This is a genomic window from Chitinimonas koreensis (assembly GCF_014353015.1).
Classification (GTDB): domain Bacteria; phylum Pseudomonadota; class Gammaproteobacteria; order Burkholderiales; family Chitinimonadaceae; genus Chitinimonas; species Chitinimonas koreensis.
This window is the reverse complement of sequence record NZ_CP060704.1, coordinates 3,376,278-3,391,328: the sequence shown is the minus strand read 5'-3', so window position 1 is coordinate 3,391,328 and position 15,051 is coordinate 3,376,278. Positions and strand designations below refer to the sequence as shown.

9 protein-coding genes and 1 pseudogene are annotated in these 15,051 nt (G+C 71.0%); 5 read left to right on the top strand and 5 right to left on the bottom strand.

The genetic code is table 11. The annotated features are described in order from the left end of the window. The first annotated feature begins 91 nt into the window (after nt 1-91). From H9L41_RS14270 to H9L41_RS14250, 5 genes are all read left to right on the top strand, one after another. Entirely contained in the window at nt 92-1,489 is a 1,398-nt protein-coding gene (locus H9L41_RS14270; RefSeq protein WP_051318998.1) for a TolC family outer membrane protein, read from the top strand. A 542-nt stretch (nt 1,490-2,031) separates the two neighbouring features. Further along, nucleotides 2,032-3,411, top strand: a complete 1,380-nt coding sequence (locus tag H9L41_RS14265; RefSeq protein ID WP_187523420.1) for an efflux RND transporter periplasmic adaptor subunit — start codon at nt 2,032-2,034, stop codon at nt 3,409-3,411. A 181-nt stretch (nt 3,412-3,592) separates the two neighbouring features. Next, on the top strand, nt 3,593-5,740 hold the full coding sequence (locus tag H9L41_RS14260; RefSeq protein WP_028446203.1) for a peptidase M50: 2,148 nt from the start codon (nt 3,593-3,595) through the stop codon (nt 5,738-5,740). Between the two features lie 175 nt (nt 5,741-5,915). Continuing rightward, nucleotides 5,916-7,904, top strand: a complete 1,989-nt coding sequence (locus tag H9L41_RS14255; RefSeq protein WP_028446202.1) for a preprotein translocase subunit SecA — start codon at nt 5,916-5,918, stop codon at nt 7,902-7,904. A gap of 764 nt (nt 7,905-8,668) precedes the next feature. Further along, a complete protein-coding gene (locus tag H9L41_RS14250) occupies nt 8,669-8,986 on the top strand; it encodes a hypothetical protein (RefSeq protein ID WP_028446201.1) in 318 nt (105 codons plus the stop codon). Nucleotides 8,987-9,053: 67 nt separating this feature from the next. Here the strand turns inward: H9L41_RS14250 and H9L41_RS14245 are convergent, their stop codons facing one another. The 5 genes and pseudogenes from H9L41_RS14245 to H9L41_RS24875 all read right to left on the bottom strand — a co-directional run bounded on the left by H9L41_RS14245 (nt 9,054) and on the right by H9L41_RS24875 (nt 14,935). Beyond that, nucleotides 9,054-9,548, bottom strand: coding sequence for a GFA family protein (locus H9L41_RS14245; RefSeq protein WP_028446200.1), 495 nt, complete (start codon nt 9,546-9,548; stop codon nt 9,054-9,056). A gap of 106 nt (nt 9,549-9,654) precedes the next feature. Next, nucleotides 9,655-10,038 carry a VOC family protein gene (locus H9L41_RS14240; RefSeq protein ID WP_028446199.1) on the bottom strand — a complete coding sequence of 128 codons (384 nt, stop codon included), beginning with the start codon at nt 10,036-10,038 and terminating at the stop codon, nt 9,655-9,657. A 77-nt stretch (nt 10,039-10,115) separates the two neighbouring features. Then, a pseudogene (gene alaS, locus H9L41_RS14235) lies at nt 10,116-12,739 on the bottom strand (alanine--tRNA ligase). Between the two features lie 228 nt (nt 12,740-12,967). After that, on the bottom strand, nt 12,968-13,708 hold the full coding sequence (locus H9L41_RS14230; protein ID WP_028446197.1) for an SDR family oxidoreductase: 741 nt from the start codon (nt 13,706-13,708) through the stop codon (nt 12,968-12,970). Nucleotides 13,709-14,281: 573 nt separating this feature from the next. Continuing rightward, nucleotides 14,282-14,935, bottom strand: a complete 654-nt coding sequence (locus tag H9L41_RS24875) for a phospholipase domain-containing protein (protein ID WP_265583784.1) — start codon at nt 14,933-14,935, stop codon at nt 14,282-14,284. Nucleotides 14,936-15,051 lie beyond the last annotated feature (116 nt).

Sequence of the window (15,051 nt, the reverse complement as noted above, 5' to 3'; positions counted from 1 at the left end):
CTCGCCTGAACAAGGCGAGCCATTTGAGTACATATCCGATCCGATCGAACGTTCGAAACGGCGCGCCCGCGCGCCTTTGGAAAACCTGGTTTTGAAATCCCTCGCAATCCCCGTCCTCGGCTGCAGCCTGCTTGCGCTGCTGCAGCCGGCCGCCCAGGCCGAGACGCTGTGGCAGCTGTGGCAGAAGGCCCGCCAGAGCGAGCCGACCTACCTCGGCGCGCGGGCCACCCTCGATGCCGCCCAGGCGCGCTCGCGCCAGACGCTCGGGGCGATGCTGCCGCAGATCAGCGCCAGCGCCAGCACCAACGATAACCACCGCAACTACGAGACGCGCCAGTCGCGGCTGCCGCGCCAGCGCGACCAGTACAACAGCAGCAGCGGCCAGATCAGCCTCAACCAGCCGATCTGGCGCTACGCCAACCTGGTGGCGCGCAGCCAGGCCGAGGATTCGGCGCGGCAGGCCGAGTACCAGCTGGTCGGCGCCGAGCAGGACCTGGTGGCCAAGCTGGTGGTGGCCTGGTTCGACCTCTTGGCGGCGCGCGACAACCTGGTGTTCGCCACCCGCCAGGCCCAGGCCGCGCTGCGGCAGTGGCAGATCCTCGAACGCGGCGCCGAGCTCGGCCAGGAAAGCGCGCCGCGCGCGGCCGACGCGCGCGCCAAGTACGAGCAGGCGGCGGCCGACGCGGTCGCCGCCGAGACCGAGCGCCAGCTCAAGCTGGCCGCGCTCGAGCAGCTGGCCGGCCCGGTGCAGGACTTCGTGCCGCCCTATCTGCGGCCGGGCGTGATGCTGGCCGACCTCGAAGGCGACCGGCTCGACGACTGGCTGGCGCTGGTGGAGCGGCGCAACCCGGCGCTGCTGGCGGCGCGGCGCGCCTTCGACGCCTCGCAGGCCGAAGTGCGCAAGCAGCGCGCCGGCCACCAGCCGACGCTGGACCTGGTGGCCAGCTACGGCAGCAGCGGCCAGCAGGCCGGCAACTTTCCGGGCCAGAACGGCTACCGCATCAAGACCGGCACGGTCGGCCTGCAGCTGAACGTGCCGATCTACAGCGGCGGCAGCACCTCGGCCAAGGTGGCCGAGGCGGTGGCGCTGAGCGAGAAGGCGCGCGCCGACGTCGAGGCCGCGCGGCGCAGCGCCGCGCTGGCGCTCAAGCAGGCCTGGTTCGGCTGGCAGACCGGCCATGCGCGCGAGGCCGCCGGCCGGCGCGCCGAGGAGGCCGCGCAGGCGGCGCTGAAGCTGGCCGAGCGCGGCAACGACAACGGCCTGCGCACCGAATTCGACGTGCTGCAGGCGAGCCAGCAGCTCGAAGGCGCGCGGCGCGACCGTCGCCGCGGCAGCTACGAGCAGCTGACCGCTTATGTGAAGCTCAAGGCGCTGCTGGGCGAGATCGGCGTGAACGACGTGGACGAGCTCGACCAGCTGCTGGTGCCGAGCGAGGAAGATGCGGCGCCATCCTCGGCCCAGGCCGCGGATGGCGGCGCGCAGCAGTAGATCGAACAGGCCGGACCCGATGACGAATACCCAATACCGCGGGGCGTGCGCCGCATGAACGACCGCACCGAAACCGTCCGGCCGCCGGCCGCCGAGGCCGGCGACGCCTGGGCGCGCTTCGTCGGCGCACGCAGCGCCGAGGACTTCTGCGCCGGCTGGCTGGCGCTGCTGGCCGGCCGCTTCCCGGCGCTGCGCGCCGCCGCCTTCCTGGTCGAGAGCGCCGACGGCCAGAACTTCGTGCCGATCGCCGCCTGGCCCGGCGCGGCCACCGAGCTGGCGCGGCTGGGCGAGGTGGTCGAGCAGGCGCTGCGCGAACAGCGCGGCGTGCTGCGGCGCGCCGAGGCCGACGGCGCCTGGCAGCTGGCCTACCCGGTGCTGCTGGAGCGCCGGGTGGTCGGCCTGGTGGCGGCCGAGGCGGCCGGCCCGGAACCCTTGATGCAGGCCATCCTGCGCGAGATCCACTGGGCAGCGCCTGGCTGGTCGACCTGTTCGCCCGCCGCGAGCTGGAGGCCGCCACCCGCCAGCGCGCCCAGCTCGGCGGCGTGCTGGAGGCGCTGGCGGTGGCGCTGCGCCACGGCAAGCTGCAGCAGGTGCTGTTCGAGACCAGCAACGACCTGCGCCAGCGCCTCGGCGCCGCGCGGGTGGCGATCGGCCTGGCCGACGAGGCCACGGTCAAGGTCAAGGCCTTCTCCGAGGCGGCCACCTTCGAAAGCCGCATGCCCATCGTCAAGGCCTACGCGGCGGCGATGGAGGAAGCCTACGACGGCAACGGCCCGATCCATGTCGCGGCCGCGCCGGCCGGCGAAGGGCAGGGCGCCGCGGAAGGCGACGCGGCCGTCGCGCGCCATCCGGCCCACCGCGCGCTGCTGGCCGAGGCCGGCGCCTCGGCGGTGCTGTCCTGCCCGCTGCTGCACGGCCTGCGCTGCATCGGCGTGCTGACGCTGGAGAAGGCCGACGGCCAGGACTTCGGCCCGGCCGACCACGCCTGGCTGCAGGCCTTCGCCGCGCTGTTCGCCGCGGTGATCGAGCAGCGCCGCGCGGCCGAGCGCAGCTCGCTGCGGCGGCTGGCGCACGAGTGCCGCAAGGGGCTCGCTGCGCTGATGGGGCCGCGCCACCTGGTGTGGAAGGCCGCCATCGCGCTGGCCGCGCTGACGGTGGCGATCCTGCTGCTGGTCGAGATCGACTACCGCGTCTCGGCCAAGACCGTGATCGAGGGCGAGGTGCAGCAGGTGGTGGCGGCGCCGTTCGAGGGCTTCATCGGCGCCAGCTTCGCGCGCGCCGGCGATACCGTGCGGCAGGGCCAGGAGCTGGCGCGGCTGGACGACCGCGACCTGCGCGTCGAGCAGGCGCGCTGGCGCAGCGAGCGCGACCAGTACGACAACAAGCTGCGCGAGGCGATGGCGACGCACGACCTGACCGCGGTGCAGGTGGTCGGCGCCCAGTTGCGCCAGGCCGAGGCGCAACTGGCGCTGGTCGGCGAGAAGCTGGCGCGCGCCGGCCTGAAGGCGCCCTACGACGGGGTGGTGGTGTCGGGCGACCTGAGCCAGCAGATCGGCACGCCGGTCGAGCTCGGCAAGAAGCTGTTCGAGATCGCGCCCCTGCAGAGCTACCGCGTGATCCTGCAGGTCGACGAGCGCGAGATCCGCCACCTGCAGCCGGGCCAGCACGGCAAGCTGGTGGTCACCGGCATCGCCGGCGAGCCGATGGCCTTCGACGTGGCCAAGCTGACCTCGGTGGCGACCGCGCAGGACGGCCGGAACTTCTTCCGCGTCGAGGCGCGGCTGCGCCAGGCCTCGCCGCGGCTGCGGCCGGGCATGGAGGGCGTCGGCAAGGTCGAGGTCGGCCAGCGCCGGCTGTGGTGGATCCTGACCCACAGCTTCACCGACTGGCTGCGCATCACGCTGTGGACCTGGCTGCCATGAGCGGCGTGCGCCTGGCCCGGGGTCCGAACACCTCGTTCACCGCGGAGGACGCGGAGGAAAGGCGCGGTTTGCCGAGATGCCCGCGGCCTGGCCTCCTCCGCGTCCTCTGCGCCCTCCGCGGTAAAAAACGCCCGCTTCGGCAGACACCGCGGCCCGCGGCCTCGACCGAGGTCCCGGCCGCATGACGCGCAGCCTGTTCAGCTCGTCCTGGCACAGCGTGGCCGATCTCAGGCCGCGGCTGGTGCCGCACGTGCGCATGACGCGCCACGTCTACCGCGGCGAGGCCTGGTACGTGGTGCAGGACCAGACCGGCGGCCGCTACCACCGGCTGTCGTCGGCCGCCCACGCCATCGTGGCGGCGATGGACGGCAAGCGCACCGTGCAGTCGCTGTGGGAAGAGGCCAACAGCGGCGCCGCGCAGGATTTCTGCACCCAGAACGAGATCGTCGACCTCCTGATGCAGCTGCACGCGGCCGACCTGCTGCAGGCCGACGTGACGCCCGACTCGGTCGCGCTGTTCGAGCGCCACCGCAAGAAGAAGCGCGAGACCGTCAAGCAGTGGCTGACCAATCCGCTCAGCCTCAAGCTGCCGCTGCTCAACCCGGACCGCTTCCTGGCGCGCTGGGCGCCGTCGCTGGCCTGGTGCTTCGGCTGGCAGGGCGCGCTGCTGTGGCTGGCGGTGGTGCTGCCGGCTGGGTTGCTGGCCTGGCAGCACTGGGGCGCGCTGACCCACAACCTGTCCGACCAGGTGCTGTCGTCGAGCAACCTCATGGTGATGGCGCTGGTCTACCCGGTGGTCAAGCTGCTGCACGAGCTGGGCCACGGCTTCGCCACCCGGGTGCGCGGCGGCAGCGTGCCGGCGCTGGGGCTGATGTTCCTGGTGTTCGCGCCGGTGCCCTACGTCGACGCCTCCTCGTCGGCCTCGTTCCGCTCCAAGTGGCAGCGCGCCCAGGTGGCCGCGGCCGGCATGCTGGTCGAGCTGTTCGTCGCCGCGCTGGCGCTCTACGTCTGGCTGCTGGTCGAGCCCGGCGTGGTGCGCGCGGTGGCCTTCAACGTGATGCTGATCGCCGGCGTCTCGACCGTGGTGGTCAACGGCAACCCGCTGCTGCGCTACGACGGCTACTACATCCTGGCCGACCTGATCGAGATGCCCAACCTGGCCCAGCGCGGCCAGCGCTATTACACCTACCTGTGGGACCGCTACGTGTTCGGCGCGCGCGAACTCGACGCGCCGGCCGAGCGGCCGGCCGAGAAGCGCTGGCTGATCGCCTACACGCCGCTGGCCTGGTGCTACCGCACCTTCGTCACCGTCTCGATCACGCTGTTCATCGCCGGCGAGTTCTTCGTCTTCGGCGTGCTGCTGGCGCTGTGGGGCGCCTTCACCCTGGTCGGCATGCCGCTGTGGAAGGCCTGGCGCCACGTGGTCGCCAGCCCGGGCCTGCAGCGCACCCGCGGCCGCGCGGTGCGGGTCTCGCTGGCCATCGTGGCCGGCCTGCTGCTGCTGGGCTTCGTGCTGCCGCTGCCCCTGCGCACCCGCGCCACCGGCGTGGTCTGGTTGCCCGACCAGGCCATCCTGCATGCCGGCGGCGGCGGCTTCTTCGCCGAATGGCTGGCGGCGCCGGGCCAGTGGGTCAGGCGCGGCGCGCCGCTGTACCGGCTGCGGGACGCCGCGCTCGAGGCCGAGCTGGCCGGCCAGCGCGCCAAGTACGACGAAGTGGCGGCGCGCTATGCCGCCGAGCAGTTCAGCGAGCCGGTCAAGGCGGCCGTCACGCTGCGCCAGCTCGAGCACGAGGAGGCGGTGCTGCGCCGGGTCGAGGAACGCGCCGCGCGGCTCGTGGGCCACGCCGAGACCGACGGCGTGCTGGTGGCGGCCCAGCCGCAGGACATGCCGGGCCGCTACTACAAGAAGGGCGAGCAGATCGGCTACGTGTTGCGCAACGACCAGCTGATGGTGCGCGCGGTGGTGCCGCAGGACGACATCTACCTGGTGCGCACCCGCTGGCGCGCCGCCAGCCTGCGGCCGGCCGGGCGGGCGGCCGACGCCTGGCCGGCCGAGCCGCTGCGCGAGATCTCGGGCGGCCTCGACGAATTGCCGACCGCCGCGCTGGGCCTGGCCGGCGGCGGCGCGATCGCCACCCAGCCGAACGACCCGAACGGCGTGAAGACCATCGAGCGGGTGTTCTGGGTCGACCTTGCGCTGCCGGCCGGCATGCCGCCGCCGGCCTTCGGCGAGCGGGTCCACGTCCGCTTCGAGCACGGCAGCGAGCCACTGGCCTGGCAGGGCCTGCGCCGGCTGCGCCAGCTGTTCCTGACCCGCTTCGGGGTGTGACGGTGAGCCCGGGTTCGAGCCGCCGTTTCACCGCCGAGGACGCGGCGGTCCGAGACCGTTGCCGGCCTGCCGCCCGGGCAGGGAACCGGCTGCCGCTCCTTCTCCGCGTCTTCGGCGTCCTCTGCGGTGAATCGTTTTGCACGATGCTGCGCCGCAGGGCCGGAATGGCGCGGCCATGAGCGACATCCGCGCCCTGCTGGCCGGCCGCGAGCTCGAACTCGGCGACGGCGCCTACGCCGAGCGCGCGGTGCCGCCGCCGTCACCGCTGGAGGAGACGCTGCGCGACTGGCTGAGCCGGCTGCCGGCCTTGCCGTCCAAGGCGCTGCAGCGCTTCCTGGCCGACGTCAACGGCCGCGAGGCCGCCGTGCGCATGCTCGACGACGACGGCCTGCGCCGCGCGCTGCGGCAGGCGGCGCAGGGCATGCAGCGGCAGGGCTTCGCCGACGCCGCGCTGGCCGAGGCCTTCGCGCTGATCCGCGAAGGCTCGCGCCGCACGCTGGGCATGCGCCACCACGACGTGCAGCTGATGGCCGGCCGCACCCTGCTGGGCGGCCGCATCGCCGAGATGGCCACCGGCGAGGGCAAGACCCTGGCCGCTACGCTGGCCGCCTGTACCGCCGCGGCGGCCGGCGCGGCGGTGCACGTGGTCACCGTCAACGACTACCTGGCCGCGCGCGACGCCGAGCACAACCGCGTGCTGTTCGACTTCTTCGGCTTCAGCGTCGGCATCGTCGAGCAGGACATGCCGCTGGACGAGCGGCGCCGCCGCTACGGCTGCGACATCACCTACGTCAGCAACAAGGAGCTGACCTTCGACTACCTGAAGGACCGCATCGCGCTCGGCAGCACGCTGCGCGCGCACCAGCTCCTGCGCGCCATGGAGCCGGGCCGCGGCGCTTCGCCGGCGATCCTGCGCGGCCTGCACGTGGCCATCGTCGACGAGGCCGACAGCGTGCTGATCGACGAGGCGCGCACGCCGCTGATCATCTCCGAGACACTGCCGGACGACCTCGACACCGCCGTCTACCACCAGGCCGTGGCCATGGCGCGCACGCTGGAAGCGGGCCGCCACTTCGCCCGCGGCCGCGACCGCGACGTCTGGCTGACCGACCAGGGCCACGCCGCGGTGGCCGAGGCCGCGGCAGTGCACGGCGGCATCTGGCATTCGGCGCTGTGGCGGCGCGAGCTGATGCAGAAGGCGCTGTCGGCGCTGCACGGCTTCGAGCTCGACCAGCACTACATCGTGGTCGAGAACAAGGTGCAGATCGTCGACGAGTTCACCGGCCGGGTGATGCCGGACCGCACCTGGGAGCGCGGCCTGCACCAGATGATCGAGGCCAAGGAGAACTGCGAGATCACCGGCCAGCGCCGCACGCTGTCGCAGATCACCTACCAGCGCTTCTTCGGCCGCTACCTGCTGCTGTGCGGCATGACCGGCACGGCCAAGGAGATCGAGCCGGAGCTCAAGCGCGTCTACGACCTGTCGGTCACCCGTATCCCGACCCACAAGCCCAGCCGCCGGCGCCGGCTGGCCGACCGGCTGCTGGCCAGTTCGGACGCGCGCTGGCAGGAAGTCGCCCGGCGCGCGGTCGAGCTGGCGGGCGCCGGCCGCGCGGTGCTGGTCGGCACCCGCTCGGTCGAGGCGTCCGAACTGCTGAGCCGGCTGCTCGACGCCCAGGGTGTGGCGCACGCCACCCTCAACGCGCGGCAGGACCAGGGCGAGGCCGAGGCGGTGGCGCAGGCCGGCGGCAGCGGCCGCATCACGGTGGCGACCAATATGGCCGGCCGCGGCACCGACATCAAACTGAGCGACGAGGTCGAGGCTGCCGGAGGCCTGCACGTGATCCTGACCGAGTTCCACGAGAGCGCGCGGGTCGACCGCCAGCTGTTCGGCCGCGCCGCGCGCCAGGGCGATCCGGGCAGCGTCGAGGCCATCGTCTGCCTCGAGGACGAGCTGTTCGTGCGCTATGCGCCGTGGCTGAGCCGCGGCCTCAAGCCGCTGTGGCTGTGGTCGGCGCGCTGGCTGCCCAGGCTGTTCCGCGCGCTGGTGTGGTACGCCCAGTCGCGCGCCGAGCGCATCAACCGGCGGGTGCGGCTCGATACGGTCAAGCGCGACCGCAAATGGCAGCAGGCGCTGGGCTTCGTCGGCCGCGACAAGGTCTGATCCGGCCGGGCGGCGCGGCGATTCGATCGCCGCGCCGCCCGAATACAGGCGAGAGCGGAATCGGCGGCCGGCCAATATATATTGGCCGCATCGCGCTTGACTCAATGAACGGCCGATCGATCGTGGATGCATTACGGATCAATTGCTTGCCGCGCTGAATCAGGCCTTGCCGAAATAGCCGGGCGATATTATCCAGCCGCGGTCAACCGCAAGGCGGCCCGAACGTTCGGCTTGGTAATACGCATCGCCCGATCGCTGCGGCAGCGCCGTACGGGTAAATGCAGGACCGGTATCGTTCCGCTGCGTTTGCGCTGCCGCGGCGGAAGCGTCCGGCCGGCCCGGGCGCCGTGCGATCGGGCTGGAAACGGCCGCAGAGGCCGCTTCGGCGGCCGCGGCAGGCGGCTTGTGTCGGCGAACGGACAATGCCGGGAAGATGATATTTTTGTAACGCCGCGATCGCGGAATGCGCTGCTATACTGGGTCGGAATTCCTCGATCGGCGACTCGTCCCATATATAGCGGAGCGAAATCCGGCACGATGCCCGGATTGCGCCTGGCCGGCTGGGTGGACGAATTGCTCATTTTGTCGCCGCGATAAACCGTCCGTCGCTCCACAATTGAATGCGTGAATGCTTCCGCGGCAGATTGGTCTCATGAACGGGCCTATTCGATTTATGCCGCCTTCTTGTTATTCGATCACTTCGCTACCGATCATTGCTACGTCATATGCCTAATCGCACGCCCACTGTCCCGCCGACCCAACCGATGTCCGAAGCGCGCGCCGCGGCCGAAGCGCTGTTCGACACGCCAGAACAATGGCGCGAGAAGCGGCGCAAGACCGAGATCGAATCGGTGACGGAATTGTTCGGCGGCGATGCGCGCGCGACGGCCGAGGCGATGTTCGAGCAGCCGGAGACCTGGCGCGAGCTGAAGCGGCGGCGCGAGGTCGACACCGTGGTCAAGCTCGACCGCCTGCGCGCCAAGCGCGAGCTGCTCGAAGCGGCCGAATCGATCGCCGCCGGCTACGGCCTGACCATCCAGGAGCTGCTCGACGCGGCGGCCGAGGTGAGCGAGGCCGAATAGGCCGCTTCCGCCCGCATCCCGCCCGCATCCGAACATGACGGACACCGGCCCAGGCCGGTGTTCTCGTTCATGCCGGGCGCTTGAGCAAGGCTGCGCGCCGCTCCAGGCTGTCGGCCGGCCAGTAGTCGTCGCGGTCGTAGTATTCCTCGACCGCCGGCGTGCCCGGCGGCAGGATCAGCCAGGGCTGCTTCGAGGCGGTGAAGATATGGATGTCCGGCGGCAGCCAGTCCGGCTGGTCCAGCGTGCCGACCCGGACGAAGCGCACCGCGTCGCCGGCGCCGGCATAGTGGCTCCACAGCGCGATGCGGCAATGCGGACAGCGCAGGATCTTCTGGCCGCGGCCGCTGTTGGACGGCGTCGGCACCAGCTCCGGCTCGCCCTGCAGCACGGTCACCCGCTCCGACTCGATCATCGCGTTCAGCGCGAAGGCAGCGCCGCTCTCGCGCTGGCACCAGCGGCAGTGGCAGCAGTGGACGAACAGCGGCGCGGTCTCCATCCGGTAGCGGACGGCGCGGCAGGTGCAGCCGCCTTCGAGCGGGTAGGGGACGGCATCGGCGGGCATGGCCGGTCTCCTGGTGTGGATGCAGGGGCTTCAGCCGCGAATGGCGACATCGCCATGCCGACCATCCGCGGCTGAAGCCGCTCCTGCGCATTTTTCGGATTGCGGCTCAGGCGTCGACCGTCGAATGCAGCGCGATGCGGTTGCCCTCGCTGTCGATCACCACCGCGCGGCAGCCGTGCGGGCCGATCGCATGCACGTCCTGCAGCACGCTGCCACCGTGCTGCGCCACCTTGTCCACCGCGTCGCGGATGCGGCCGTTCACGTTCAGGTAGATCAGCGGGCCGGTGGTGCTGATCTCCTCGGCGTCGACCACCAGGCAGCCGCCGTTGCCCTGGTCGTGGTCGAGCACGCAGAACGAGAAGTCCTCGTACTGCTCCTTGTGCACCGGGATCGCCAGCACGGCGGCGTAGAAGGCGGCGGCGCGCTCGAGGTCGGCGACCGCGATGTCGAACCAGACGGCGCGGTTGTGGCGGGAATTGAAGTCGCTCATGACGGGCTTTCTCGGCGATGGTTGGAGGGCGGCCGGCCATGAAAAAAGCCGACCTGTCGGTCGGCTTTCAGTGTGGATCACAACTTGGCTTTTACCCAGTCGGCGACGCCGGCCAGCGCGTCGGGCAGACCGGCGGGGGAGGTGCCGCCTGCCATCGCCATGTCGGGCCGGCCGCCGCCCTTGCCGCCGACCTTGGCCGCGACCGAATTGACCAGCTCGCCGGCCTTGACGCTGCCGGTCAGGTCGGCGGTCACGCCGGCCACCAGCGCGACCTTGCCGTCGGCGACCGAGGCCAGCACGATGGCGGCGCGGCCGAGCTTGTCCTTGAGCTTGTCGACCATCTCGCGCAGCGCGTTGTTGTCGGCGCCCTCGACGCTGGCGGCCAGCACCTTGACGCCGCTCACGTCGATCGCCTGGTCGGCCAGCGAATCGCCGGCGCTGGCGGCTAGCTTGCCCTTGAGCCGGGCCAGTTCCTTCTCCAGCGCCTTCTGCTCGGCCTGCAGCCGCTCGAGCTTGCTGACCAGCTCGCCCGGCTGGGCCTGCACCAGGCTGCCGGCGGCCTTGAGCTCGCGCTCGGCGGCCTGGGCCCAGGCCAGCGCGCCTTCGCCGGTGACGGCCTCGACCCGGCGGATGCCGGCCGCCACGCCGCCCTCGGCGACGATCTTGAAGAAGCCGATGTCGCCGGTGCGCTGCACGTGGGTGCCGCCGCACAGTTCGGTCGAGAATTCGCCCATCTTCAGCACGCGGACTTCGTCGCCGTACTTCTCGCCGAACAGCGCCATGGCGCCGGCCTTGAGCGCGTCGTCCTGCTTCATGATGGCGGCGCTGACCGGGTGGTTGGCGGCGATCTCGCGGTTGACCAGCGCCTCGATGCGGGCAATCTCCTCGGCGCTCACCGCCTGCGGATGGGCGAAGTCGAAGCGGGTGCGCTCGGCGTTGACCAGCGAGCCCTTCTGCGACACATGGGTGCCGAGCACCGCGCGCAGCGCGGCGTGCAGCAGGTGGGTGGCCGAGTGGTTGCGCGCGGTGGCCAGGCGCTTGCCTTCGTCGATGCGCGCGCTGACCAGCTGGCCGACCGCCAGGCTGCCCTGGCGCAGGCGGCCCTGGTGGCCGAACACGGCGGCCTTGACCTTCTGGGTGTCGGTCACTTCGAACAGCGCGCCGTCGGCGGCGGCGATCTCGCCGGTGTCGCCGACCTGGCCGCCGCCCTCGGCGTAGAAGGCGGTGGCGTCGAGCACCACGATGCCCTCGTCGCCGGCCGCCAGCGCCTGCACCGGCTCGTTGCCGCGGTACAGCGCCAGCACGCGCGCCTCGACGCTGGTCTTGGCATAGCCTTCGAAGGCGGTGTCGGCACCGCCGTATTCGACGCCGGCGGCGGCGTTGAACTTGCCGGCGGCGCGGCCGCGTTCCTGTTCCTCGCCGAGCTCGCGCTCGTAGCCGGCCAGGTCGACCTCGATGCCGCGCTCGCGGCAGACGTCGGCGGTCAGGTCGACCGGGAAGCCGTAGGTCGAATGCAGCAGGAAGGCGGTCTTGCCGTCGAGCACGGTCTTGCCGCCTTCGAGCGCCTTCTCCAGCAGGTTCATGCCGGTCTCGAGCGTGCGGCCGAATTGCTCTTCCTCGAGCTTGAGCGCCGAGGTGATGCGCGCCTGGCCTTCGACCAGCTGCGGATAGGCTTCGCCCATCTCGCCGACCAGGTCGGCCACGATCCGGTGGAAGAACGGCTGCTTCTGGCCGAGCTTGTAGCCGTGGCGCACGGCACGGCGGGCGATGCGGCGCAGCACGTAGCCGCGGCCTTCGTTGCTCGGCAGCACGCCGTCGGCGATCAGGAAGGAGCAGGCGCGGATATGGTCGGCGATCACCTTGAGCGAGGGCACGTCCTGGCTGTAGGGCACGCCGGTCTCGCGCGCGGCGGCGCGCACCAGCGCGGCCAGCTGGTCGGTCTCGTAGTTGGACTTGACGTGCTGCAGCACGGTGGAGAGCCGCTCCAGGCCCATGCCGGTGTCGACCGAGGGCTTGGGCAGCGGGTGCAGCACGCCGGCCTCGTCGCGGTTGAACTGCATGAAGACGTTGTTCCAGATCTCCATGAAGCGGTCGCCGTCCTCGTCGGGGCTGCCGGGCGGGCCGCCGGCCACGTCGGGGCCATGGTCGTAGAAGATCTCGGTGCAGGGGCCGCAGGGCCGGTGTCGCCCATGGTCCAGAAATTGTCGCTGGCGTAGGGCGCGCCCTTGTTGTCGCCGATGCGGATGATGCGCTCGGCCGGCAGACCGACTTCGCGATGCCACAGCTCGTAGGCTTCGTCGTCGCTGGCGTAGACGGTGACCAGGAGCTTGTCCTTGGGCAAGGCCAGCCATTGTTCGCCGGTCAGGAATTCCCAGGCGTACTTGATCGCGTCCTGCTTGAAGTAGTCGCCGAAGCTGAAGTTGCCCAGCATCTCGAAGAAGGTGTGGTGGCGCGCCGTATAGCCGACGTTCTCGAGGTCGTTGTGCTTGCCGCCGGCGCGCAGGCATTTCTGGCTGGTGGCGGCGCGGGTGTAGCTGCGCTTGTCGAAGCCGAGGAAGACGTCCTTGAACTGCACCATGCCGGCCACGGTGAACATGATGGTCGGATCGTTGCCGGGGATCAGGCTGTCGGAGGCCACGACCTGGTGGCCCTTGCTTTCGAAGAAGGCGAGGAATTTCTGGCGGATTTCGGCGGCGCGCATGGGAAGCTGTCCGGTCGGAAGTGGAGTCGTGTCGAACCGGGGATTATGCCGTAAACGCTGGCCGGGGCGGATGCGGTGTTGCGTTGCGGCATCTTGGCCCGGTGTCCGATTCGGCTGACGGCGATGAAGGCCATGTAGGAGCGGCTTCAGCCGCGAATGGCAGCAGCGGATTCGTCGCCATTCGCGGCTGAAGCCGCTCCTACAGGGAGCGTCCGGACAAGGGGCCGTTCAGACTATGCCGCCGTTGACCCGCACTGTCTGGCCGTTGATCCAGCCGCCCTCGGGGCCGACCAGGAAGGCCACGGTATCGGCGATGTCCTCCGGCTGGCCCAGCCGTTCCAGCGGCGCCGCCTTGGTCAATCGCTCGATCGTCTCGGCGTTCTTGCCGTCGAGGAACAGGTCGGTCGCGGTCGGGCCGGGCGCCACCGCGTTCACCGTGATGTCCCGGCCGCGCAATTCCTTGGCGAAGATATTGGTGATCGTCTCGATCGCCGCCTTGGTGCCGGCGTAGGCGGCGTAGCCGGGCAGCGCCAGGCCGACCACGCTGCTGGAGAAATTGACGATGCGGCCGCCCGGCTGCAGCCGCGTGGCGGCCTCGCGCAGGGTGTTGAAGCTGCCCTTGACGTTGATGGCGAACAGCCGGTCGAACACGGCCTCGTCGGTATCCGCCAGCGGGGTCAGCGGGTTGGGGATCACGCCGGCGTTGTTGACCAGCACGTCGATGCGGCCGAAGGCGGTTTCGGCGGCGTCGAACAGCCGGCGTACCGCGACCGGGTCGGCCACGTCGGCGGCGACCGCGATGGCCTCGCCGCCGTCGGCCAGGATGGCGGCCACCACGGCCTGGGCTTCGTCGGCGCGGCTGGCGTAGTTCACCACCACGGCCATGCCCTGGCGCGCCAGCCGGCGGGCGATGGCGGCGCCGATGCCGCGCGAGGCGCCGGTGACGATGGCGACGGTTCGATTGCTCATGGGAGGCTCCTGTCGGTTGGGGGCGGGATGGCCCGGATGCGCCGCATTGTCGATGGCGCAGCCGGCCCGATAAACCGGCGGGAATCGTATGGACTGTTCGTCTGGCGCGGACAATGCCGGCGCAAGCGAATCAGCGGGTCGATCCGTGACCGATCGCCCATCCGGTAGGCCGGACTTCAGTCCGACGGCGCCCTATCTCGAGGTCGCTGTCGGGCTGAAGTCCGACCTACCGTCCGGCCTGCATTCTTGAAGAGGTCCATCTTGGCCAATCGGCCCACCGTAGGAGCGGCTTCAGCCGCGAATGGTTCAGGCTTCGCCGATGTCGGCGAGTCCGGCCATTCGCGGCTGAAGCCGCTCCTGCAAGGGCGATCTCAGGCATGGCAGGCGGCGACCCGTAGGTCGGGCTTGATGCCCGACTGCGACCTGGATCGAAGGCGTCGTCGGGCATAAAGCCCGACCTACCTGGACAGCATCCAGGGCATCCGGCATCGCTCCCGCGAGGCTGCGTTGTTCGTCCTTAGGCCGTGGAGGCTGCTGACCGCCGCGCTCAGCCCGACACGCCGGCCGCCGCGTTCAACCCGACACGCTGGCCGTCCCGAGTTCGACATGGCCGGCGAAGCGGCGCGAGAACAGGCTGTCGACATTGACCGTGGCGGTGAAGTCGTACCAGCAGTTGGTGTACAGCTGCACGTTCCAGAAATCGCTGGCGCTGCCGCCGGCCGGCACCGTGTAGGTCCACGGGCCGTCGCCGCGGTAGCCGTTGGAGCGCACGGTGAACACCGCCGGCGCCGCGCTCTTGTTGACCATGGTCAGGATCAGCTGGGCGCGGCCGGCGGTGGCGAAGCTGTAGCTGGCGCTGACTTCGAGCTGGCCGCCGACGGTGTTGATGTTGCCGACGAAGCGGCGCAGGAAGCCGTTGGGGCCGTACAGCGACAGGTCGTACAGGCCGCCGCCGTAGGCCTGCACGCTGAAGTAGTCCTTGATGCTGCCGGCCGCCGGCGCGACGTACTGCCACGGCGCATTGGTGCGGTAGGCATTGGCGTAGATCGCCATCGGCACCGCCTGGCTGCCGCCGCCCTCCATGGTGATCCACAGCCGGCCGGCGGGCTTGTCGACGCTGGCGTTGCCGTTGGGCTGCCAGGGCAGCGGCCGGGCCGGCCGGCTGCCGCTCTCCTGCGCCGGCATCGCCTGGCTGCCCGGCGCCTTGGGGCGGGCAGCGTGCTGCACTGGCTGGCCGCCTGCAGCGCCAGCGCGGCGGTGTCGGGCCAGGACGGGATCGCCACGGTGGTCGAGCTGAAGTCGAGCGCCTGGGTCAGGTCGCCGCAGACCTGGCGGCGCCAGGC